The organism is Bartonella sp. AA2SXKL (assembly GCF_042197205.1).
Lineage (GTDB): Bacteria > Pseudomonadota > Alphaproteobacteria > Rhizobiales > Rhizobiaceae > Bartonella.
This window is the reverse complement of sequence record NZ_JBHIRN010000004.1, coordinates 109,542-133,733: the sequence shown is the minus strand read 5'-3', so window position 1 is coordinate 133,733 and position 24,192 is coordinate 109,542. Positions and strand designations below refer to the sequence as shown.

Annotated in this window: 21 protein-coding genes, 1 tRNA gene and 1 pseudogene; 14 read left to right on the top strand and 9 right to left on the bottom strand. The window is 36.3% G+C overall.

The window, feature by feature from the left end; translation table 11 throughout:
• The coding region (locus ACFINS_RS04390; protein WP_375650632.1) for a DUF1376 domain-containing protein at positions 1-305 on the bottom strand (305 nt) is incomplete at its 3' end.
• A pseudogene (locus ACFINS_RS04385) lies at positions 295-774 on the bottom strand (crossover junction endodeoxyribonuclease RuvC). The pseudogene ACFINS_RS04385 and the gene ACFINS_RS04390, both read right to left, overlap by 11 nt.
• 38 nt (positions 775-812) lie before the next feature.
• Here ACFINS_RS04385 and ACFINS_RS04380 point away from each other — a divergent pair.
• The gene (locus ACFINS_RS04380) at positions 813-1,412 is read left to right on the top strand and encodes a hypothetical protein (RefSeq protein WP_375650637.1); all 600 of its coding nucleotides are present in this window, start codon (positions 813-815) and stop codon (positions 1,410-1,412) included.
• A 274-nt stretch (positions 1,413-1,686) separates the two neighbouring features.
• On the opposite strand, the gene ACFINS_RS04375 is transcribed toward ACFINS_RS04380, so the two are convergent.
• Positions 1,687-2,079: a hypothetical protein gene (locus ACFINS_RS04375; RefSeq protein ID WP_375621132.1), complete on the bottom strand. Its 393-nt coding sequence runs from the start codon at positions 2,077-2,079 to the stop codon at positions 1,687-1,689.
• A 72-nt stretch (positions 2,080-2,151) separates the two neighbouring features.
• The gene (locus tag ACFINS_RS04370; RefSeq protein ID WP_375621131.1) at positions 2,152-2,511 is read right to left on the bottom strand and encodes a hypothetical protein; all 360 of its coding nucleotides are present in this window, start codon (positions 2,509-2,511) and stop codon (positions 2,152-2,154) included.
• A gap of 83 nt (positions 2,512-2,594) precedes the next feature.
• Between ACFINS_RS04370 and ACFINS_RS04365 the strand changes: the two genes are divergently transcribed.
• The 7 genes from ACFINS_RS04365 to ACFINS_RS04335 all read left to right on the top strand — a co-directional run bounded on the left by ACFINS_RS04365 (position 2,595) and on the right by ACFINS_RS04335 (position 6,689).
• The gene (locus ACFINS_RS04365; RefSeq protein WP_038473481.1) at positions 2,595-3,212 is read left to right on the top strand and encodes a S24 family peptidase; all 618 of its coding nucleotides are present in this window, start codon (positions 2,595-2,597) and stop codon (positions 3,210-3,212) included.
• 240 nt (positions 3,213-3,452) lie between these two features.
• Entirely contained in the window at positions 3,453-3,827 is a 375-nt protein-coding gene (locus ACFINS_RS04360; protein ID WP_375612047.1) for a hypothetical protein, read from the top strand.
• A 65-nt stretch (positions 3,828-3,892) separates the two neighbouring features.
• On the top strand, positions 3,893-4,327 hold the full coding sequence (locus ACFINS_RS04355) for an antA/AntB antirepressor family protein (protein WP_375613828.1): 435 nt from the start codon (positions 3,893-3,895) through the stop codon (positions 4,325-4,327).
• Positions 4,320-5,048, top strand: a complete 729-nt coding sequence (locus ACFINS_RS04350) for a Rha family transcriptional regulator (protein ID WP_375681936.1) — start codon at positions 4,320-4,322, stop codon at positions 5,046-5,048. Before ACFINS_RS04355 ends, ACFINS_RS04350 begins: the two co-directional genes overlap by 8 nt.
• Before the next feature lie 356 nt (positions 5,049-5,404).
• Positions 5,405-6,136 (top strand): phage antirepressor KilAC domain-containing protein, encoded by a 732-nt coding sequence (locus ACFINS_RS04345; protein WP_375612050.1) that lies wholly within the window; start codon positions 5,405-5,407, stop codon positions 6,134-6,136.
• Entirely contained in the window at positions 6,133-6,411 is a 279-nt protein-coding gene (locus ACFINS_RS04340) for a hypothetical protein (protein ID WP_375612051.1), read from the top strand. Before ACFINS_RS04345 ends, ACFINS_RS04340 begins: the two co-directional genes overlap by 4 nt.
• An 80-nt stretch (positions 6,412-6,491) precedes the next feature.
• Positions 6,492-6,689, top strand: a complete 198-nt coding sequence (locus ACFINS_RS04335; protein WP_375612052.1) for a helix-turn-helix transcriptional regulator — start codon at positions 6,492-6,494, stop codon at positions 6,687-6,689.
• A gap of 82 nt (positions 6,690-6,771) precedes the next feature.
• On the opposite strand, the gene ACFINS_RS04330 is transcribed toward ACFINS_RS04335, so the two are convergent.
• Positions 6,772-6,847 (bottom strand) — tRNA-Phe (locus tag ACFINS_RS04330).
• Positions 6,848-7,248: 401 nt separating this feature from the next.
• On the opposite strand from ACFINS_RS04330, the gene ACFINS_RS04325 reads away from it, so the two are divergent.
• The 3 genes from ACFINS_RS04325 to ACFINS_RS04315 all read left to right on the top strand — a co-directional run bounded on the left by ACFINS_RS04325 (position 7,249) and on the right by ACFINS_RS04315 (position 11,743).
• The gene (locus tag ACFINS_RS04325; RefSeq protein ID WP_375612053.1) at positions 7,249-8,412 is read left to right on the top strand and encodes a phosphoserine transaminase; all 1,164 of its coding nucleotides are present in this window, start codon (positions 7,249-7,251) and stop codon (positions 8,410-8,412) included.
• Between the two features lie 382 nt (positions 8,413-8,794).
• Entirely contained in the window at positions 8,795-10,084 is a 1,290-nt protein-coding gene (locus ACFINS_RS04320) for an adenylosuccinate synthase (RefSeq protein WP_375612054.1), read from the top strand.
• A gap of 237 nt (positions 10,085-10,321) precedes the next feature.
• Positions 10,322-11,743, top strand: a complete 1,422-nt coding sequence (locus ACFINS_RS04315; protein WP_375612055.1) for a hypothetical protein — start codon at positions 10,322-10,324, stop codon at positions 11,741-11,743.
• A 203-nt stretch (positions 11,744-11,946) separates the two neighbouring features.
• On the opposite strand, the gene rpoH is transcribed toward ACFINS_RS04315, so the two are convergent.
• The 3 genes from rpoH to ACFINS_RS04300 form a co-directional block, all read right to left on the bottom strand.
• Positions 11,947-12,831: an RNA polymerase sigma factor RpoH gene (rpoH, locus tag ACFINS_RS04310; RefSeq protein ID WP_375612056.1), complete on the bottom strand. Its 885-nt coding sequence runs from the start codon at positions 12,829-12,831 to the stop codon at positions 11,947-11,949.
• Between the two features lie 148 nt (positions 12,832-12,979).
• Positions 12,980-13,984 (bottom strand): RluA family pseudouridine synthase, encoded by a 1,005-nt coding sequence (locus ACFINS_RS04305; protein ID WP_375612057.1) that lies wholly within the window; start codon positions 13,982-13,984, stop codon positions 12,980-12,982.
• 29 nt (positions 13,985-14,013) lie between these two features.
• Entirely contained in the window at positions 14,014-15,444 is a 1,431-nt protein-coding gene (locus ACFINS_RS04300) for an aldehyde dehydrogenase family protein (RefSeq protein ID WP_375612058.1), read from the bottom strand.
• A gap of 460 nt (positions 15,445-15,904) precedes the next feature.
• Between ACFINS_RS04300 and ACFINS_RS04295 the strand changes: the two genes are divergently transcribed.
• Both ACFINS_RS04295 and ACFINS_RS04290 read left to right on the top strand, forming a co-directional pair.
• Entirely contained in the window at positions 15,905-18,478 is a 2,574-nt protein-coding gene (locus tag ACFINS_RS04295) for a DNA translocase FtsK (RefSeq protein ID WP_375650662.1), read from the top strand.
• Between the two features lie 1,154 nt (positions 18,479-19,632).
• Positions 19,633-21,339, top strand: a complete 1,707-nt coding sequence (locus ACFINS_RS04290) for an ATP-binding protein (protein ID WP_375650666.1) — start codon at positions 19,633-19,635, stop codon at positions 21,337-21,339.
• A gap of 18 nt (positions 21,340-21,357) precedes the next feature.
• Here ACFINS_RS04290 and mscL read toward each other — a convergent pair whose 3' ends face one another.
• Positions 21,358-21,765: a large conductance mechanosensitive channel protein MscL gene (gene mscL / locus ACFINS_RS04285; protein ID WP_026500234.1), complete on the bottom strand. Its 408-nt coding sequence runs from the start codon at positions 21,763-21,765 to the stop codon at positions 21,358-21,360.
• Between the two features lie 1,316 nt (positions 21,766-23,081).
• Here mscL and ACFINS_RS04280 point away from each other — a divergent pair.
• Complete coding sequence (locus ACFINS_RS04280) at positions 23,082-24,164, top strand: quinone-dependent dihydroorotate dehydrogenase (protein WP_375705920.1); 1,083 nt, start codon at positions 23,082-23,084, stop codon at positions 24,162-24,164.
• Positions 24,165-24,192 lie beyond the last annotated feature (28 nt).

Here is a 24,192-nt window from a genome sequence, read left to right as displayed (position 1 = left end):
TTATTATTTAGATCTTCATTGAAGTTATTGAGTTCCTCCTCAACTTGTGAACTCCACAAACGACCATCTTCTAAACGAATGATGTATCCCTCTTCTAGCAAAACATTCAATGCTGTCTCAAATTTCTTTACTGAATAACCAGTGTAATGAGCTAAAACTTTAATATTATAAAAAAGAGGTTCACCAGTACGAAGCATGCGAAATCGCAATCTCATATAGATATTACCTTCTACAGGAGGTAAATAATCGACGACCACCGCCCATTTATCGGCAAACAGTCTCGTCCATGGTATTTTACTGGACATGTATATCCCCTTCTTTCATCAAATATAAAATTGCTAAAGCATCTGCTTCGTTGTCGTCTTTAGGTACATGTCCTTTTGCACATACCGCCTTAATCATTTCTTCTTTTGAGGCGTTGCCTTTTCCTGTCGTCGCCTTCTTAATTGTGCCAACAGGAATGCCTTCATATGGTATCTGATGATGTTCACATCACGCTGTTAAGGTTGCTAGAAAGCCCCCATAAATATGAGAAGCATCTGTACCCACATGCCGGCGCACCTCTTCAAAATACACCGCGTCAATTTCATCAACAGATCTCTTTAGTTCAGTAAGCCACCGTTTAAAGCGTAAATAACGCATACCACCGCCTTCAAAACGGCGTGATTGAAAATCTTCTGTATCGCTTGTTATATGACCATCCGCACCACGTATCGCCCAGCCTGTCTTAGTCCCTAGATCAAGATATAAAATGGTTTGTGCGTTAGTGATCATAATCCCCCCTTAAGGCTCTACGTGTTTATATGTGTGCTATGACAGAGCGTGTTGTGATTGCTTGTCTTGAAAAAATGTTTATGAAAAAGTATCCTCCCAGCGATTCTAAAAAATTGGGGGGAGTTATGATGCAAGAATGGGTAGTTGATAAGGTTGTATTTTTATTGCACCGGATAAATGATAGTGCTGTATTTTTGCTGCACTGGATAAGTGATAATCTTACGATTGCTCCTATCATTGCTACGATAGTTACTGGAATGGTGACACTTTTTGTACAACAACGAAGCTTAAAAAAACAACTTAAAATCTTCCAACGACAAACTATAGCATCAGAAACCCAGACAGCTATTCTATTAGAAGATAAAAAAGCACGGGATTTGGGACCATATTTGAAATTGAAGGCAGTATTCTTCCCACAAAAATATGAAGGCACTTCACGCGTTAGGGTGAAATTGTGCATTAAAAATCTTACTAGAGAAGATATAATGATAAGGAATATACGCATATCGAAAAAAGTCCCTTTAAGTTTGTTAAAAATGCTTGCCCTTTCGTTAGATGGCCATCTAAAACTTCAGGTGAACACCTCGTCATTAAAAGAACAACTCCAAAACTCATTGCGTTATGTCCCCAAAATATAAAATCAAATGCTTCATCAGAGTTCGCTTTGAATTTTTTTATTATACGTGCTAAATGCTACACTTTTTTAGATTTCATAATTAGCTGCCGTAAGCCTAATTCCCGCAACATTGCAAATTTTACACTTGACCACACTTCGATTGTTAACCCAGAGGAAACATTCACTGTTCATTTTTGGGCCTCATATCCACGCTCAAAAGATACATATGACGAATTTGGCCCTGAATATTCCTTTTTGGCTGATAATCCTCATTTGTGGTTTTTTTGATGCCAAAATTAAAAGCATTCTCCTGCAAAAATAAAATCGATCAATCTTGGTTCTTCTTTTTTGTTGATTAACTCAATGATTTTATTGTTTAATTCATCAATAACTTTCATCTGTGAAGCTAACTTTAGCCTTTGGCTGTATAGCGTTTCATTTTTTTGCTTAATTAAAGAGGATAGGTTTTCAAGTACTACTTGCTGTTGTTCAATTGACTTATCTCGCTCTGCAAGAGTTGCTTCATGCCATCTCATCCAATTATCAAATTGTGACTTATGCCATTCTTCTTGTTTTGCAAGAACTTTTGTATGAGTTCTATGTCGTTTTATAAGATCTTCTATGCTACAATCACGATCCGGTATTTGTATAAATTCTTTCACAAACTTATCTCCATTCTCAATTTTCATATTACAACCTATTAATCTACAAAACTGTGTGTAGAGTTTCTTTAATATTCCGTTTCTCATGATCTTTCTTCTTTAAGAGTGTGAATGATGCTGTGGGTGTTTGTTGTTATCTGTAGAATTATTCATACGAATTGCCCCATCCGATGTTGTAAATTTCTCCGTTAAAGAAATCGTACTTTTTCCTTGTTCTGTTATTAAAAGAGAAACACCATGAGATTTATTCTCATACATATGAAGAAACCAATCTAGTGTAACCCAAGGTGGACCTTTGGATTCAGACAATTGGATAATTATGTTCCAATATTTTGGAGAAATACTATTGCGATCGCGCATTTTACGTGCAGCTTCATAGCTACAACCGATTTCCTTCGCAAATTGACCTATAGATCCCCAAGACTCAATCAAATTTTTGACATAAAAATTATTAACCATGATCAAAATAGTACATTACGTACAATTTTAAATCAAGATAAAATCGTACACAATGAATGAAAAAAATAGTGGATAATGTACGAATGAGTTATTTGCCAAAAGATAGACTTAAAATAGCGCGTAAAAATGCTGGGTATGCAACACCGAGCGAGGCTGCGCGCGCTATATCAGCTCTTAATCAAAATACTCTAATTAGTCATGAAAATGGAAATCGTCCTGTTTCTCGACAAAAAGCCGAACTCTATGGACAAGTATTTAACGTCGATCCGGGATGGATTTTATATGGTGAATCTCCTCAAGAAAATCCTAGTCTTAATATAAGTATTCCTCTTATTTCATGGATTAGTGCTGGAGAGTTAAGCGAGCAAGATGGGATAATGGATTTTTCAGATTATCCTATGACAGAAGCTGTTAATCTTCCTGCCGGTGAATGGATTGCATTGCGTGTAGATGGTGCATCCATGAATAAAATTAGTCCTCCAGATTCCATAATACTTGTAAATATGCGAGACAAAAAGCTTGTACCTAATGCCTGCTATGTAATTGCAGATGAAACTGGGCAAGCTACATATAAGCGATATAGACCAAATGATAATCCTCCTTTTCAGCCTGCTTCGTACGATAAAACAATAAAAGCTCCAAAACTTGAAGGTGCCATTTCTATAATAGGTCGTGTACGACGCACTATTCTTGACATGTAAGTACAATTAAGATTCTCTATTTAAGTTATCAATTAGATGCCATCAGCAAGTCATAGCAGATTATTGATTCTACAATAAACTGCATGCTTATTGATTCTTAAATTAGTCGATGATTCGTCATTTTTTATTTTTTTGAAAAAATAGTACACTTTGTACTCGACTGTATTTCATTCATATTGTACTAATATATCCATAAACCACGCACAAACAATCGCCAAGAGGCGTTAGGGAGGAGAAATTATGGAAAATCCAATTCTTATAAATTCTGATGAAATCTTATTAGTTGTCTATGATGATGATCAAAACATTGGTCGGTCGGGACCACTGGATGAAAGCCAAGTTCTAAAAATTATTGACGAGGCAGATGATGCAATCCAAATCTTTCGCATCAATCCTTCTGAGAATAATTGTGAAGATATCTCTGAAGAAATTGCAGAAGTATATGTAAAAGAAAATATCGAACATCTCCATGATGAGAGTAAAGTTCATGACTTTGTACGCGAAAGTGATGCTTACCAAGAACTTTTAGACGAAATCGCAGACGAAAAATATAATGATGAGATTTACGGTACTTACGAACAACAACACCGTTTGCGTCCTTGTGATGTGCTTTAAATTCTGAAGGGCGCATTTAAAAGCGCCCCCTTTCATTCATCAATCCCATCAACATGAGGTTCGTAATGGAAAAGCTTCTTGCTACTCAATACAATATTATCCAGCATCAAAAGGTTCAAACTATTAGCGCTCGTGATTTATATACCTTTTTAGAGGTAAAAACCGAGTTTAGAAAGTGGATAACAAACTGTATTAAAGAACTTAGCTTTAGAGAAGATGTCGACTTTGTACTTTCTACTAAAGAATTATCAAACTCCTCACGTGGAAATCCTTTTAAAGATTATGCTCTCACTTTAGACACAGCAAAACACATTGCCATTTGTGAACCTGGTCTCAAAGGTAAACAAGTGCGTGAATATTTTCTGAAATGCGAAAAAAAAGTAAATTCAAAAATCGATTATTCAAATCCTGAAACATTAGAAGATTTCTTAAGACATCTAAGACAGCAAATCAAGCACAATGACAATGTTGTCACAACGAATGGAGTGAAGCATGCATAATTTTATCACAACATCTGAAAGAAATTTTCAAAACACAACAGTTCAAACGATGTCTAGTCGTGAAATTGCAGAGTTATGCGGTAAGCAACATGCGCATATTATGCGTGATATTCGACAAATGTTAGGAGAATTATATCCTGAAGGGGGGCAATCCAAATTTGGATCCACCTATTTAGATAAACAGGGTAAGCCCCAAAACTGTTACAACCTCCCTAAACGCGAATGCCTCATTTTAGTTTCTGGTTACAGCATGACATTACGTGCTAGGATTATAGACCGTTGGCAAGAATTAGAAAAGCAAGCAGCAATACCACAAATCGACTACTCAAGTCCTCAAGTTATGCTTGGTGTTTTAACGTATCTCAAAAATGAAAATGAACAAAAAGATAACATTATTGCAAATTTAAAACCAAAGGCAATGGCTCTTGAAAGCTTACAGCGCCATGATGGACTCTTCGGTCTTACAGAAGCCGCTAAAATACTCGAGATGCAACCAAAACAGTTCATTCTCTTCTTACAGCAAAAAGGTTGGGTTTACAGACGAGCAGCAGGTGGAAATTTGCTACCTTATCAAGACAAAATCCAAAAGAAACTTATGGATTGTCCAACTATCACACTTCAAACCGCAAGTGGAATAGAAAAAGTCATTCCTTGCGCAAAAATCACAGCAAAAGGAATTGGTGTGCTGTCTCAAGAGCTTAAAAGACAAAGCATGCATTAAAAGCAACAATTATGGAAAAGAAATACGAATTTACTGATAAAATCGATATAGTTTATAAGCGCCGATTTTTTAATTTTTTATTTGACAAAATACTATCAGTATGTCTATTACCGAATCAGGTGCCTAGAAAACACCTTAAAATACCAAGCGGATTGGTTGCCGAAATAATCAGTCTTCTGAACATTAAAGATTTTGACTCATTATATGCTGTAGCATATAACGGTCTTGTCGGGTGTAGTTACACTATACAATACCCTCACGGGAAAGGTGTGACGACGGACTTGGTACCGTGTTTTCTAGCACCCGGCACTCTTTTAGAGTGTCAATAGAAAACCTCTATTACCAAGGAGTTCACAGTGAACACACTTATAGAAATTAAAGAAAGCACTGCTAATAGTGCTACCACTCAGACTATGTCGAGTCGTGAAATTGCAGAATTATGTGGTAAAGAACATCGGAATGTTATGCGGGATATTCGGCAAATACTCACTGAGCTCAAAATTGAGCTGAGTGAATTTGCAGGATTCTACAGAGATTCAATAGGTCGTACTCTTCCTTGCTACAATCTTCCCAAACGTGAGTGTTTAATTCTTGTTTCGGGTTACAGCACTGCTTTACGAGCAAAGATTATTGACCGCTGGCAAGAATTGGAAAGACAAGTAGCAACACCACAAATAAATCTTGCCAATGCTTTGGAAAATCCTCTTACGATTAAACAGCTCCTTTTAGAGAGTATCAATCAATTAGAAGACTTAAGAAATGAGGTGAGTACACTCAAGCCTAAAGCAGAAGCTTTGGAAGGTTTAAAACGCTCTGATGGTTTATTCGGTCTTATCGAAGCAGCGAAGATGTTGGAGGTGCGCCCAAAGGACTTAACCAATTACTTGCGTAAACATGATTGGGTGTATCGACGGGCTCCAGGGGCGCCTCTGTTACCTTATCAGGATAAAATCAAAAAAGGTTTCATGGACTGTCCTGCTATCACTATCCAAAGACCAGATGGTACAGAAAAGGTACTCCCTTCAACAAAAATCACATCCAGAGGATTGGCTTGTTTGAGAGAACAAATCTTTGGGGGTGTGCAATGAATACCAGTATCGACTTTTTATGTGATTTGTGGATAGCGTTGTCTCAGTTTATCAATTGTGAATACGTAGATGACAAAGACTGTAGTGACTTGGTTGACATCATGAGCATAGTAGAAAAAGCTTTGATTTTAAAACTTCAAGATGAAATTCCAAATATTACAAAGATTCTAGCAGTTTTAACGGATTTTGGAGATTCAGAGCTGCCCCATAGAATGGATTCTTTGTTGCGAGCTTATGATCCGAGTTTGCAGAAGCCCGTCACGAAAGCGGCTTAGTTTTAAACAATTGATTTCATCTCCTCGTCCTATAGGACGAGGAGGGGATTAAGTAACATAAAAAAGAGAAAGGTAATGAGATGATATTTGATGATGGAGATAGATATGTAACGACACGTGAGTGTGCACAGCTTTTTAGTGTATCCACAACAACGATTCGCAATTGGGTGCTTCAGGGTTTGTTTCCGGAGCCATATAAGCTAGGGAGAGCAGTGAGGTGGAGAAAGAAAAAGATCTTAGCCTTCACTCCAAAGAAAAATAAGGAGCAAATTAGATAAAATTATATAAACTGTAGAAGGTGGTCTAAAAATGGTTATTTAAAGAAAAAACTGTATATTTCAATATTTTAAACACAAAAAGTGGTGCCCAGACGCGGATTCGAACCACGGACACGCGGATTTTCAGTCCGCTGCTCTACCAACTGAGCTATCTGGGCATGCTTCATAAAAAATATAAAGCGTTTGCGGTTATAACATTAAAATTTTCTCTGTCCAGTCATCAAAAGAAAAATAATTGATTTTTTAATAAGTTTATCTCCCTATTCTAGAGCGTTATCAATGAATCTTTATCATAAAATAAATTTGATAGGTATATTGGACACTTTAGTGTATTGTTATTAGAATGCTGTCTTATCGTGGTGGTGATACGAAAAAAAGTTAAGAGAATCAATCGAGAAGAATGATTAAGAAAGATTTTTTTATAAAGTTTCCCTAAATTTTAAGCATACGAAATAATAGACAACATTTTTGACTTTTTTCTAAAAAGATTATTGATTAGTCTTTATAATAATTTGTTTTTCTTTATAAAGAAAGAGAAACATCTAAAAGGGGAGAAATAATGATAATGTTACAAAAACCAAGTAATCGTCCCAATAATACTAATTTTTCTTCAGGCCCTTGTAGCAAACGGCCTGGTTGGACTCTTGATGTTCTTAAAAATGCATTAGTTGGGCGTTCACATAGATCTAGAGAAGCAGAATTAAAACTTGCTGAAGTTGTTAATTTAACCCGTGAGATTCTTGAGGTTCCTTCTGATCATCGTATAGGAATTATGCCAGGATCAGATACCGGTGCTGTTGAGGCTGCTCTATGGTCTCTATTAGGTGAGCGTGGCATTGATATGGCAGCGTGGGAAAGTTTTGGGTTTGGGTGGAATAAAGATGTTGTCGAGCAATTAAAGCTTTCTGATGTGCGTCGTTTTGAAGCTCCTTATGGTGAAATACCAGATTTAACACAACTTGACTTTGATCGGGATGTTGTTTTTACATGGAATGGGACAACTTCTGGTGTGCGTATTCCTAATGCGGATTTCATTCCGCATAAGCGGGCTGGATTGACCATTTGTGATGCAACATCGGCAGCTTTTGCGCAATATCTTGATTTTTCAAAATTAGATGTTGTTACTTTTTCATGGCAGAAAGTTTTGGGAGGCGAGGCTGCACATGGTATGGTGATTTTAAGTCCTCGTGCTGTTGAGAGGCTTGAGAATCATGTTCCAGCTTGGCCTATGCCCCAACTTTTCTATATGACAAAAAATGGAAAATTGAACGAAGATATTTTTAAAGGAAAGATCATCAATACACCTTCTATGCTTTGTGTTGAGGATTTCCTTGATGGGTTGAAGTGGGCAAAATCTCTAGGAGGTGCAGCGGCATTAAGAGCACGGGTTGAAAAAAATTTTTCTGTACTTGATGCTTTTGTTCGCAAAACGCCATGGTTAGAATATTTGGCAAAAGATCCTGAAGTGCGTTCTAACACCGCTATTTGTTTAGATATTGTGGATCCAGTGATTACTGCTTTGGATACGGAAAGGCGAGTATCTTTTATAAAAGCGGTTGTGAAGCGTCTTGATGAGGAAGGGGTTGCTTATGATATCGGTTCGTATCGCGATGCTCCTCCTGGGCTTCGAATTTGGGCGGGTATAACAATTGAGGCTTCCGATCTTGAAATTTTAACACAATGGCTTGAGTGGGCGTTCCAAGTTGAAAAAGCACAGCTTTAAATAATTACGGGTGATTTTCAAAACGTGTTTTTAAACAAAAAAGGATACGAGAGATTATGATGATCTTTCATATTCTTGTATCAGACAAACAGCCTCTAAATATTACATGAATTGTAAAAGATTAAGACGGGGAATGAATGCTTTGTCAGGTGTTGGATACGCACAAATTAAAATCTCTAATGTTTTTACTTTTTGTAGCAAAATGACAGATTTAAAATATTTGGGTATTTGCTTATCTTTATTATCATAAATTTGAAAATTTAATCACTTGAAGATTGAGAAAAATCTGAAATGAGGAGTCGCACTTGCTTTAAGGTTTCGTTATAAAGAAGAGTTTGTTTTTGAATGCTGGTTTTTTTGACCAAACACGACGGAGAAAGTTATGGCCAATGTAGTTGTTGTCGGTACACAATGGGGTGATGAAGGCAAAGGTAAAATTGTAGATTGGTTGTCTGAGCGAGCAGATATCGTGGTGAGATATCAGGGGGGGCATAATGCTGGCCATACATTGGTTGTTGATGGAGTCAGTTATAAATTATCACTTTTACCGTCTGGTTTAGTGCGTGGCAAGTTATCAATTATTGGTAATGGTGTTGTTGTTGACCCTCATCATTTTGTTGCAGAAGTAAAAAAACTATGTAATCAGGGTGTAAAAATCACACCAGAAATTTTGCGTATTGCTGAAAATGCTCCTTTGATTCTTTCTTTGCATCGTGATCTTGATGCAATTCGAGAAAGCGGTTTATCTGGTTTAAAGATTGGTACAACAAAGCGCGGTATTGGACCGGCTTATGAAGATAAGGTGGGACGTCGTGCTATCCGAGTGATGGATTTAGCAGAAAAAGATACACTTATGGCTAAGATTGAGCGGCTTTTGAGGCATCATAATGCTTTGCGTCGTGGGATGGGTGTTTCAGAGATTGATTCTCGAGCACTTTATGATGAATTGATGCAAGTTGCGGATAAAATTTTGCCCTTTATGGATTGTACGTGGCGTCTTTTAGATGAAGGTTATCGAGGAGGGAAACACATTCTTTTTGAAGGTGCGCAAGGTGCTTTATTAGATAATGATTTTGGAACTTATCCTTATGTAACGTCATCTAATACAGTTGCTGGGCAAGCATGTACAGGTTCGGGGATGGGACCTGATGCAATTCATTATGTTTTGGGTATTGCAAAAGCTTATACTACACGTGTTGGAGAAGGGCCGTTCCCGACAGAGCAGATAAATGATATTGGTGAATTTCTAGGAGTGCGTGGACATGAATTTGGTGTTGTAACGGGTCGAAAGCGTCGATGTGGTTGGTTTGATGCTGTCTTAGTACGTCAGATGGTAACAATTTGCGGTGTTCAAGGTATAGCATTGACAAAACTTGATGTTTTAGATGGTTTGGATGAAATAAAAATTTGTATTGGTTATGAGCTTGATGGTAAAAGGATTGATTATTTACCTTCTTCCATGGGAGCTCAGGATCGGGTGAAGCCTATTTATGCAACATTAGAAGGTTGGAAGGAAGAAACAGCACATGCATTGAGGTGGGAAGATTTACCAGTGCAGGCTATTAAATATATACGCTATATTGAAGAACTGATTAATACAAAAGTGGCTTTATTATCCACAAGTCCAGAGCGTGAAGATACTATTCTTATTACGGATCCCTTTGTTAATTGATTATTGTTTTTAGATTTCTATATATGCTCTCTGTTCGTTTTTGTATCTTTTTACAAAAAAAGTTTTTAAGAGCACGTAAAAGAAAGGTGCAAAATAGCATTGTTTATTTTTCATATTCATTTTACATTATTGCAATAGTTGTACCAATATTAAATGGCAACCAATTTAGAAGGCTAAAATAAAGTTTTTTGGCTTTACTATTGATTTTTTCTCAGTTTAAGAGAGATTATAGAGGAAATGGTAGATTTCGTTGGAATCTTAAAAAAGACAATTAATGCACAAAATAATATTACACCACAAGTGCGTAAGCGGATTTATAAGCGGGCTACCGAAACACTAGAACATCAATTTGTAACAGCAAAAATACCACAAGCAATAGCGGATGAACAAAGAAAGATTCTTCAAAGTTCTATTGCAACTGTTGAAGGAGAATATTTAGCAGTTGAAAAGAAACGGCTTTCTTCAGTTATTGGGTGGAATCCCACAAATATAAATGAAGATAAGAAATATACAAAAAAAACTATATTACCAAAAAATAATGAATTGTCAGAGGTAAACATAAAAAGAAAGCAAGATTTTGTTACACGTTCAAAGGATAACAAGGTATTTGTTGAGCTTTGTGTATCAGATATACCAGATGCAGAACCTGTTAATATGGAGGCTGATGTGCCTTCTCAGCATGTTAATAGCAGTGTGTTAAAGATTTCTCCTTCGCAGGAAGATAATCCGCATATTGTTTCGCACATTTTTTCTCAGGCTTTACGTCGTGCTAATAAATCGTTAGTGCAAAGGCGTATTGTGATAAGTGCTGTTTCTGTTGTTAGTTTTGTTGTTTTACTTGTTGGTATTTTTTTTGTTGGTGAGCGTGTATTTGTATCAAATGATCATCAGTTTTTAGAAGAAAATCTTCAAGCTTCTCACAGAGTACCAAAGGCATTTCCAATTAAGAGAAAGTTAACACAACGCTTATTAGAGGATGGAAGTGAAATTGATGTTGGTTTAAAACAAGCGATAGATTCTTCGGATGAAGAAGTACTCTCAACAGTTGTTGATAGCAATTTGCAATCGCTTGAAAAATCAGGTGAAGCTGTTTTCTATCAAGCACGTACAAATTATGATGCAGAAAAGATAGCAACGGGAAGTGCTCGCTGGACGCTTATAAAAGAGTCTCAAGTGAAGGGGGCTCCAGAAGAAACAACTATACAAGGTGATATAACAATTCCTGATGAAGGGGTATCATTACGGTTAATTTTACGTCGTAATACCGATCAGTCATTTCCTGCTGCATATATTATGGACCTTGTTTTTATTCTTTCTGATAAATTTTCAGGTAAAGCTATAAGCAATGTTCAAGCATTAACCTTTAAAGCAAGTGAACAATCCATTGGACAGGCTTTAACAAGAACCATTGCTGCAAAGATTAACGATGACTTTTTTCTTGTCGCATTGAGTGGAAATCATCCATTTCTTGATCGAAATTTACAATTGATGCGAGAATTAGATTGGATGCGTTTGGTGTTAACGGATAAAAACGGGCGTATAAGTGAATTAACCTTTGCAAAAGGACCAACAGGTAAGTCTATTTTTAATGAAGTTATTGGACAATGGCTTGCACAACAAGATAAGTTAACAGTTCTTGGTCAAAAAAATAAAACATAGATGCAAAAAAATAAACGGCTGTGAAGAATTTTCTACGACCGTCTTTATCAATTATATACCAAATATATTAAATAAAGCTTTACATATCAATAACTTAAAGAATTCTATAGGCTGATTTACAAGTATAAAGCCAAGGCATGCTTTTTTTCATTTTCACATTTAAAGAATGTGCAAACCATTGGCTTTATACTTAACTCTAGGTTTTATACTTGACTTTGAGATAAAGTAGAATCTTTGATAGAGTTTTGCACTTTTTCAAATGCACGCATTTCAATTTGTCTTACTCGTTCTCGACTAATATTAAATTCACCAGAGAGTTCTTCTAGGGTTAGTGGTACATCGTTTAAACGACGCGCTTTAAATATACGCTTTTCGCGTTCATTGAGATTGTCCATGGCATTTATGAGCATGGAACGGCGATTTTCTAATTCACTTTTTTCAATTAAAATTTGTTCTTGATCGTTAGATTCATCCACCAACCAATCTTGCAACTCACTGTTTTCCCCTTCTTTTGTTCGAATTGGTGCGTTGAGTGAAGTGTCACCACCAAGCCTACGATTCATTGATACAACTTCATCTTCTGTGACATTCAACTGGATTGCAATTTTTTTCACTTGTTCTGCATTGAGATCGCCACTATCAAGTGCTTGAAGTTTACTTTTTAACTTACGAAGGTTGAAAAACAAACGCTTTTGATTAGCTGTTGTCCCCATTTTCACCAAACTCCAAGAGCGCAATACATATTCTTGGATTGATGCTTTAATCCACCATATTGCATAGGTTGCAAGACGAAAACCCCGCTCTGGTTCGAAACGTTTAACAGCTTGCATGAGTCCAACATTGCCTTCTGAAATGACTTCCCCAATGGGAAGTCCGTAGCCCCGATATCCCATCGCGATTTTAGCTACGAGACGCAAATGGCTGGTTACTAGCCTATGCGCAGCTTTTAGATCATTATGCTCACGGTAACGCTGAGCTAACATATATTCTTCTTTTGGCTCAAGCATTGGAAAACGACGCACTTCTTCCAAGTAACGGTTTAAAGCACCATCACCTGTCATTACTGATAATAAATTCATATGGGCCATATAGCACCCTCCTTTTGTTTGAATTCCCTGATAAGGCAAATTCTATGTTTTAGATAGCTAACTATCCTCATAACCTCACTCTAGCATATTTTTCAATTTTGTTCAAAAAAAGATATTTTATTGTGAAATCTTGAGAAGGGGAAAAGTTTCAATTCATTTTTTTTAAAAGTTTAATAAGTTTAGCCATATCTTGAGGCAGTGGTGCGGAAAACGACATAACTTTACCGGTAGAAGGATGTTCAAAAGTAAGACTTGCAGCATGGAGTGCATGTCGGTTGAATTGATCGATTGCATTTCTAATAGTGGAGTTGAATGTGTTTGATTTTGTTTTAAAAGCGTTTCCATAAACTGTATCGCCTATGAGTGGATGCCCAATATGAGTCATATGAACACGGATTTGATGGGTGCGTCCAGTTTCCAAGCGACATTCCAGAAGGCTAGCAAAAGATGTTGAGTCTGCATGAGAGCCATATTTTTCAAGCAGAGAAACATGTGTAACAGCATGACGAGCATAAGGGTTTTGGTTATGGATGACAGCTTGCTTTGTCCGGTTATGGGGCGAACGGCCAAGTGATGCATCAATTGTCCAGACATTGCGCTGAGGTGTTCCCCAAATCAAGGCATGGTAGCGTCGATCTAATGCGCAGGTACGTCCATGATCAGAAAATTGAGCACTGAGACTTTTATGAGCTAGATCATTTTTTGCAATAACCATAACACCGCTTGTATTTTTATCAAGACGATGGACAATACCAGGGCGTTTAACACCACCTATACCAGATAAACTATTCCCACAGTGGTAAATAAGGGCATTAACCAATGTACCGGTCCAATTGCCATTCCCAGGATGAACAACAAGACCAGCTGGTTTGTTAATAACAATGACATGATCATCTTCAAAAAGAATGTCCAATGCAATGGCTTCAGCGCTAGGTTCTGCATCACGAAGGTCCGGCATTTCCAATTCAATTATTTGGTTAGGTTTTAATTTTATTTTGGGTTCCTTTATGAATTGACCATCAATTTTAAGACAGCCTTCACGGATGAGAGTTTGCAAACGCGAACGTGAGAGCACATCATGATATTGTTTTGCGAGCCACTGATCAAGACGTTGCCCAAGAGCACCTTCATCCGTTATTTTCTGTATTACCATACGATTCCTATTAAGTTTTTAATAAGATTTTACCAGTACGAAATTGCTTTACTATCGAGAAATTCTTTAATTCCCCAATGTCCTCCTTCACGAGCGCGCCCAGAAAATTTTACACCTCCAAAGTAGCTTCCACTGGGTAATCCATGTCCATTAACTTCTACCATACCAGAGCGTACTTGTGCCGCAATACGACGACATTTGTTGCGATCTTGCGATTGAATATAGTTTGTAAGACCATACTCAGTCTCATTCGCTAAAGCGATGGCTTCTTCTTCTGTACTAAAAGAAAGAATCGAGAGAACTGGACCAAAGATTTCTTCTTTAAAAATACGCATATGAGGTTTTACATCAGCAAAGACTGTTGGACGGACATAATAACCGCGTTCCATTCCTTTCGGTAAACCAGTCCCGCCTGCAACAAGAGTTGCACCTTCATCAATTCCCGATTGGATAAGATCTTGAATTTTATCATATTGTTTTTTTGAAACAACGGGCCCAATATGATTTCCTTCTTGGCAGTTTGGTCCTACTTTTGTTGTTTCTGCAATATCTTTGGCTATTTTCACGGCTTTGTCATAGATGCTCTGTTCCACAAGCATACGAGTTGGTGCATTACAACTTTGTCCACTATTATAAAAGCAATGTCGTGCACCACGTTGAACAGCATCTGAGTCGGCATCAGCAAAGATAATATTCGCTCCTTTTCCCCCAAGTTCCAGACAGACTCTTTTTAAAGTAGCGCTGGCATTTTTAGAAATATCTTTTCCTGCTCTAGTTGAACCAGTAAAGCTGATCATTTCTAAATCTGAATGTGCAGAGAGGTAAGAGCCGACAGTCGCACCATCACCATTGATTAAATTAAAAACACCGGCTGGAAGTGCGGCTTCATCTAAAAATTCAGCAAAAAGCATAGCAGAAAGAGGCGCAATTTCAGAGGGCTTTAACACCATGGTACAGCCAGCCAAGAGAGCAGGAATAACTTTAAGAGTTACTTGATTCATGGGCCAATTCCATGGCGTAATTAATCCTACGACGCCGATAGGATCGTAGTGAAGGATTGCTTGCTCATTTCCCTTTATTAAAGTTTCTTGGAACGAAAACTCTTTATAAGCTTCGATAAAATTGCGAATATGGGAACTTCCGGTTGCAGTTTGCGCATTAAGCGCCATATCAATTGGTGCTCCCATTTCCATTGAAATGGTTTTTGCCATGTCTTTGGAACGTTTTTCGTAGATCTCTAGAATTTTTTCAACAAATCCAAGACGCTCATTTGGTGACGTTGTTTTCCATTTTTGAAAGGCTTCTTTAGCCGCATTAATTGCTTTATCAGCATCTTTTGTACTTCCAAGGCTAATGACAGCACAAGCCTCCTCTGTTGATGGATTAATGACGTCAAAATCGTGAGGAGTGCTTGGCTCATCCCATAGACCATTGATATAAAATTTCCGTTTATTAAACATAATTCACTCCCTTTTTTCTATTTATATTTATGTAATTATGATTGTCTTAGTCTAAGCCTTTTTAAACGAGGATAACAAGGATAATCTTATAAAAACGTGAGAAATTAGATTATATCGTGATAATTGAGCATGGAGAATTCAATAGAGCAATGCTTATTGTATTATTGAGACTAGTTTCTTTTATGAAAAGGGAGAGAAAGAGAGGCATAGACAATTTTCTTGAAGCTTTTTTATCATGAAGTTTTCTTCAAAACAAATGAAATACGAGCTCTATGACACCATAAACTGGGCAATTTATATCGTAAATATGCAAAAGGCAGATTATGAATATGCATTATGGCATTATTTTTTTCATTAAAAAGTAACCATCAGCAAAAGGTTATTAACCTTCGTATGATAGTTTCTACGAATTCTTTTTGAAAAGGTTATTTTTCTCATTGCTATAAATTTGTTGGGTGCCATGCATAATTCGAAAACAAAATCTATTTCTACGTCTTCTTTTTCTGATGATGGTACAAAAGGTGCATCAAGAGAAGATTTATCTGTTAAGATTACTGAGATATTTCCTTATCCGGAAGTGTGGAAAAAGGCATTTGCCCTCGGAAAAAACGTCCGTTTCACGAGAACCCCAGAAGTTGAGATTTTGCGTCGTCGTATAGAAACAGATCCAGTTTTTGCAAAACAGTTTAAAATTTTTACGAAGCAAGATCAAAAAAAAATTACAGATACAGATATTGTACGTTGTAACAAGAAAACAACAAATATTCTTTCGACAAAAAAAGTCATTAATCCTCAATCAATAGAGAATAAAACATCAGTTTGTCATTCAACGGTTCTGAAGCAGTTGTCACGACAAGCTATTCATATGCCGTCAGCAAATATTCCACTTGAGGAGGATAAACAAGAACATAAATTACAAGTGGAAAATGTGCTACAAAAAATAAAACCTGCGTTGCATCTTTCCGACGATGCATTTTTTGAGTGTGAATCTTTGATATTTGAACATGTGGAGACTCAAACATCAAAAGAGGATGGAACATCAATTGACACGACAAATGAAATTACACCGGATATTCCCACAGCCTTTGATGAGTCAATAACGGCTCTTTACCGTGTTCTTGAATACCGCTTTCCACAACTCTATGATTCAATTACATCAGAATCTCCAGCGGAAAGGATGCGAGGTGTTGAGAAAATTTCTGATTTAATGCATACAAATAATGATACTACTAAAGAGTGTCATTCTAAGCTTTCTGTTGAAGATTTTGCTCATACGTTAAGTAATACAGGGGCGTTAAGTGATGCAGGGGCTAGTATAGAGACTGAAAATACCAATAATATTGTCGCCAATAATACTGTTGATTGTATAAACAAAGCCGTCATAAAGAATTCAAAAGATTTTTCTGTGGTGCAAGCAAACAGTAAAACTAAAACATTGCAATCTACTCGTATGCCATTAGGTAATTATGATTCTGCTTTTATGCAAAATATTCAATCTATTGACTGTGATGTTTATGAATTTCCTCCGATCAACTTATTACAGGAACCTGTTTTTCATGAAGGTACGATGATTCCTCAAGAAACATTAGAACGTGGTGCTGGACTTTTGGAAAGTGTTTTGGAAGATTTTGGCATTAAGGGTGAAGTTATCCATGTTCATCCAGGGCCAGTGGTAACAATGTATGAATTTGAACCCGCTGCGGGTGTAAAATCATCACGCGTTATTAATCTTTCTGATGATATTGCGCGTTCTATGTCTGCTATTTCTACACGCGTTGCTGTAATTCCTGGACGGAATGTTATCGGGATTGAGTTACCCAATGCGGTTCGTGAAACCGTTTATTTACGGGAATTAATCCAAACACGTTCTTTTCGTGAAAGTGAATTTAAACTTGCTCTTGCTTTGGGGAAGGGGATTAATGGTGAACCGGTCATTGCAGAATTAGCAAAAATGCCTCATTTATTGGTTGCAGGAACAACAGGATCAGGCAAGTCTGTTGCAATTAATACAATGATTTTGTCGATTCTTTATCGTATGACACCAAAGCAGTGTCGTTTGATCATGGTTGATCCTAAAATGTTAGAGCTCTCTGTTTATGATGGCATTCCACATCTTTTAACACCCGTTGTCACAGATCCCAAAAAAGCAGTAACAGCTTTAAAATGGGCGGTTCGTGAAATGGAAGAGCGTTATCGTAAAATGGCTAAGTTGGGTGTGCGTAATATTGATGGTTTTAATGCACGCGTTGCACTTGCAGCTCAAAAAGGCGAAACAATCATGTGTACTGTTCAGTCGGGTTTTGATAAGGAAACAGGGGAAATGCTTTATCATGAAGAAGCCATGGATCTCACGCAGCTTCCTTATATTGTTGTGATTGTTGATGAGATGGCTGATCTTATGATGGTGGCAGGGAAAGAGATAGAGAATGCTATTCAGCGCTTAGCGCAAATGGCGCGTGCGGCAGGTATTCATCTTATTATGGCAACGCAACGTCCTTCTGTTGATGTTATCACAGGTACAATTAAAGCGAACTTTCCTACCCGCATTTCTTTTCAAGTAACATCAAAAATTGATAGTCGTACGATCTTGGGTGAACAAGGTGCTGAAACACTTTTAGGTCAGGGGGATATGCTTCATATGGCAGGTGGTGGACGCATTGTGCGCGTTCATGGACCTTTTGTTTCTGATGAAGAAGTTGAATCCATCGTTGCACATCTAAAAATGCAAGGTAAACCTGATTATTTAGCAACGGTAACAGATAATGAAGACGATAACAAAGAGGATAATTCTGCTGATTCAGCTGCTGGAAATTCTGAGGAAGAAAATTTTGATGAAGAGGGTGAGGAACTTTATAACCAAGCTGTAAAAATTGTTATGCGTGATAAAAAATGTTCAACATCTTATATTCAGCGCCGACTTTCAATCGGCTATAATAAAGCAGCTTCTCTTGTCGAGCGGATGGAAGAAAAAGGCATTGTTGGAGCCGCTAATCATGTTGGAAAACGTGAAATTCTACTCAATGAAGGAAAATAAACAAACACATTTAAAAATATGCAATTTTTAAAATATCTGACAGTCATTATTTAAATGTGCTTGTTTTATTTTTTTATATAATATTAAAAATTTAAATGGAGAGTAATAAAGCAAAAGCGATCTTTTGTATTAAGACTTCTGATGAGGTAAACAAGCTGATATCAAAGGAGATTATGAGATGTTTTTAACATTTCTAAATGATCTGGAATATAAAGAAATTAAACAAATCTTTATATGAAAACAGATAATTTGTGTTCTCTTTTTTACAGAGAAATTTTTTAATAAAATAGTGCGGTGGCATATTTTTTGTTTTTTCTTTTGTAGCGATTCTAATGAAAGAAAGATCTTTGGGAGATTATTGAGAGCATCATAAGAAAAATGCCCAATATGCAAGTTCTGTTGCATAGGATACTTTAAAGCGTCACGCTGAATTTATTATCATTTGATATTATTGGCTCAAGAAAGATGTTCTTACGAGAAGCTTTATTTGAAAAAGAGATTTTGATAATGCAGTATATTGATTTATAGTAATTTATCATTATTCACAGTGAATAAAAGTCTCAAACATTGTAAGATTTTCTCATTTCAAATCTGTTTCTGTTGAAACAATTAAAACCGTTTTCTTGCGTATCATAATAATGTAGGAGTAAAAAAGTTAAAAAATAAAAAGGCTGCTTATGAACGCCTTCAAATGCCGAGAACTATTGGTAACATTAGGGGCTGAAATTAGTATAATGATGGTACTAACCAGCTCTTTTATAAGTATAAAAATGGTAATGCACAATGCCTTGATATCCTCTATAGGGACTTTTACATTACACCATTTACAGATGACGTCGTAAAATAAGCTTGGGGATCTTGGGAGATATCTTTTCAAAAAAGGCGCATGAATGTGTAAAATAAGTGTATTCTTTTTGAGTACTATTTATGCGAGGGAGATGTTACCATTATTGTAACAAGATTTATTACATAATGGGTGAATAAGCAACAAGAGCTGGAAGCTTCTTTTTATTCTTGTTTTGTTGATGAAACAGTCAAAATTTTGCTACAGACAATTGATATGAGATATCAAGTTATTTTAACCAGAATAGATAATTGTAAACAAATTAGCATTATTCATTTGAGAGTAAATTCAACACTTTTTAGTTTTAGTTATGCCATTAAAAGCAGATGAGTTAAAGTTAAATACAAATGAATTAAAATGTCAGCAAGAAGCTTTTCGTTTTACACCAGAGCTTTTGCCACGGCCTTTTACGTGGGAAATCGATCACAATGGTTTGTTTTGTGAAGTCTCAAAAGAGCTAGCTGAAGTTGTTGGTCCTCTCTCTTCTTCTATTTTAGGGTGTAGTTTTCATGAGCTTGCTCATCAATTTAATGATGATCGATATCTGGTTCTCAGTCGTTTTATTGAAGCGGCTATGCCTTGGAGTAAAGAGATTGTTCAATGGCCTGTTGATGGTTGCTTACAATGGCTTGATGTTGAATTGTCGGCTTTGCCAATTTTTGATGTTAAAAAGCAGCTTAAGGGGTTTCGTGGCTTTGGTGTTTTAAAAATACAAAAAAAAGTCCAAGAAAAAAGAAATGAAAAGCTAGAAACAGAAATGCCATGTCTTACGGAGATAGAACGCTCAGCTTTTCGTGAAATTGCAGAGCAATTGCGTGATGAATTGAATTCATCGGTAAAAGAAGAAAATTTAGTTGAAGAAACAGCTATTCAGTTACCATATGCACAAACATTGCCGGTAAATGCTATAGAACAAGCTCTCGTAAAAGAGCCCGCTGCAGTTTTATCATTGTTGGATACAGCAACAGATGGTGTTTTATGGTTGGATGAAGAGGGCTTTGTTCAATCAGCGAGTAGGGCAGCCTTAGCATTAATGGGTTATGAAATAAATGAACTACGAGGACAACCATTCTCTTCATTATTTACTTTGCAAAGCCGACTTTTGGTTGAAAAGTATTTTAAATCAATCCGTATGGAGGAAAAAAATCAGGTTTTAAATCGCAGTGAAACCGCTGATTTAATGACAAAAAATCATAAAAATATAACCGTTTTGATAACGATTGTATTTTTGGTAAAGCAAGGCAATTATGCTGTTATGTTGCGTGATAGGACACAAACAGTTCCATCAGGAGAAAAAAAAGCAGAAGAGGATAAAATCGTTGGAGTTGTTCATGAAATACGAACACCTTTGAATGCTCTTATTGGTTTTGCAGAAATTATGAGAGAAGGCCGTTTTGGTTCGATAGAAAATGAGCGCTATCATGGATATTTACGCGATATTATTTCCTCTGGAAAACATATATTATTGCTGATTAATCAATTACTAGAGTGCTCGAAGATAAATTATTCTGGTTCCGATAACCAGATTGATTCTTCCCTTATTTCTGAAACATTTGATGTAATATCTTGTTTACGTGCGACGATAGCTTTTCTTGAAACTCAAGCCAATCAGAACGGCATTATCATGCGTATTGTTGCTCCACCTCACGTTCCATTTATTCCTGTATCACAACAAGTGTTTCGCCAGATTATATGGAATCTTCTTTCCAATGCTATTCGTTTTACACCTTTGGGTGGACAGATTATTGTTCACGTTTCTTATAGAAAAGAACGTGTAAAAATTTCAGTGAGTGATAATGGTATAGGGATGAACGAAGAAGAGATTATACAGGCACTGCAACCTTATGGTCAAGTAGAGCGCAAAGATGGACGATCTGGTGATAGCGCTTTTATGGGAACAGGTTTAGGCCTCCCAATGTGTAAAGCAATGGTGGAAGAAAGAGGGGGACAATTTTTACTGTTCTCAAAACCCAATCATGGAACAACTGTGGAAATGTTTTTTCCTCGTGTTCCATGATGTAAATCTTGCATAAAATTATTTTTTCTTAGCCAAAAGATCTCTAATTTCTGTTAAAAGTTGTTCTTCTGAAGACGTTTTTTTGGGGCTTTCTTCTTCTTTTCTACGAATTTTATTCATAGCCTTAACGAATAAAAAAAGAACCCAAGCAATAATGAGAAAATTGATAAGTAAAGTAATAAAGTGTCCATAGCTAATGGTTGCTCCAGCTGCTTTGGCGGCACTCAATGTTGCTTGTTTTTCGCCAGCAAGTTGAATAAACATATTAGAAAAATCAATCCCACCTGTAATCAGCCCAATGATTGGCATAAAAATATCATTGACAATTGAGTTGACCAAGCTACCAAAAGCACCCCCTATAATCACACCGATAGCAAGATCAATCATATTACCTTTTAGGGCAAATTCTTTGAATTCTTTAAGCATTGCATTTTCCCCTTTATATAAGCGATATACGGTAATTTACTTACCGCTTTTGATGAAAAAGGAAAGGGCAGATTTTATTTTTAGGATTATATTACGATATTAATATTATTTTCAAAGAACTTTATAAGGTTTAATAAAGAGCTTTAGGGCTCTATTTGAATGTACATAGAATATTTCCTAGAAAAAAGCTTTTTTGATAAAAACTATATCTGCTTTTTCAACAGAAAGTAGAAAACTGTAGCTTAATTTATATAATTGCCTCAAGATTTTTATGTTAACATTAAAAAGAGAGGTTTTTACACAATACCACAAAATAAGTAGTGTAGAAAGTTGAGCTATCAGAAAGCTTTTCAAATGAAGTACATATATTAGCATAACATTTTGTCATAAAAAGAGAATTTAGGAATAAAAAATATATTTCAGCACTGATAGAAGAAATAGATAGATGAGACAGGAGTAAAACTTATAATTTAATTCCTCTTAATTTAGTAAGCGATAATAGCAATTAGGAGGGCATTATGGCTTATCTAAAAGCTATTTGTATTGGGTTACATGAGCTAAAATGGCGATAATTCGGATGGAAGAAACACATTTCATCTGCTGGAAGATTGTATCAGTTTATAAATAGCAGAGCTCTAGGGTTTGCAAGATCATTTTGGTTTGGAAGTCGTTGGTATGATGTTTGAGTTCAATAATCAACTGTCATTACTTAAAATATATGTTAGGCAGAGCACTTAATAGATGCAAAATTGTATTTAATACATCAGAAATGGCAAAGAAAACAACGCAGATTATCAATAGAGTACAAATTGATTGAACATTCTGTTGCTCATAAATAGTGCAACAATAGTATGAATTTAGATGATTTTATGAACTATGTATCCTATAAATGCTAGGAAAAAATAGCTTTATAGAACAAGCTTTGTTTCTATTGAAAACAATATTACACAAAGGAACTTTGGGAATAGAGATAATTTGCCTGCATTTTTAAGAAAATTATGAGCGTGCCTGCATAAGGCGTCATAAAACCATGACTATGGTAAGAGCCATTGATGTTCCAATTCATGCTGAATTTTATAAGATTAGGATTCATATTTTAATCTTTAAAAAATGTCGAAAAAGAGAAACATTTTTTAAGAATAAAAAGTTCTTTACATAGTATAACCAATATAAACATGTATGGCTATTATGTGATGAGTTTTCTTCTAGAAGGGGAATATTATTTGGATAATATGCTTGCTTTGATTGGAAATCTTTTGTGTTAAAAGGTAGAGGTGAGGTGCGATGGATCATTTTTATGTTGTGGAGAAGAATTGATGAGTTTTTTTCGTTGTATTGGCCGTTCTGCCTTATTTATGTTGGATCCAGAGCAAGCACACGGTTTAGCGATTCTTGGGCTGAAAAGTGGATTAAATGGTTGTCAAAAGGTTATCGACAAACGTTTGTGTGTAACTGTTGCTGGTCTTGAGTTTGAAAATTTTATTGGTCTTGCAGCGGGGTTTGATAAAAATGCAGAGGTTGTAGATGGTATTTTTCGGTTAGGATTTGGTTTTACTGAAATTGGGACAGTGACACCAAAGCCTCAGATTGGAAATCCTAAACCACGGCTTTTTCGTTTAAAAGAAGATGAAGCGATTATTAATAGAATGGGCTTTAATAATGACGGACATCAAGTTGTTTACAATAGATTGCATGCGTGTAAAAAAACTGGTGTTATAGGAGTCAACATTGGAGCCAATAAGGATACGGTCGATAAGATTGATGATTATACTGTTGGTATTGCTCATTTTTATGATGTTGCTGATTATTTTACGGTTAATATTTCTTCTCCTAATACACCAGGTTTACGTGATTTACAGGCCCGTGACAGTTTGCATCTTTTGTTGAGTGCAATTTCGCAAGCGCGAAATGAGCAAGAGAACAAGCATGGATTCTCCATTCCCATTTTTTTAAAAATTTCTCCTGATTTATCAGAGAAAGAATTAGATGATGTTGCTGAAGAAATAAAACTTTCTGATTTTGATGGACTCATTGTTTCTAACACAACTCTTTCACGCCAAGGTCTTAACAATAGTCACTTCCGTAATGAAGAGGGTGGGCTTTCTGGACGTCCACTCTTTGAGCGTTCTACTATTATGCTTGCAAAAATGCGTCAAAAATTAGGGAAGGAGATTGCAATTATCGGTGTTGGCGGTATAAAGGATGCACAGACTGCTTTGGAAAAAGTAAAAGCTGGTGCAGATTTGATTCAATTATATAGTGGGATGGTTTATGAAGGTCCAAATCTTGTCATAACTATTCTGCAAGAGATTTTGCAGATGATGCAACAAGATGGAGTTGATAACATAAAAGGCTATCGTGATCATAGTCTTGAGCATTGGGCAAAATTTCCTTTGTAAAAAACGCTTTTTTCTTCACAAAAAATTG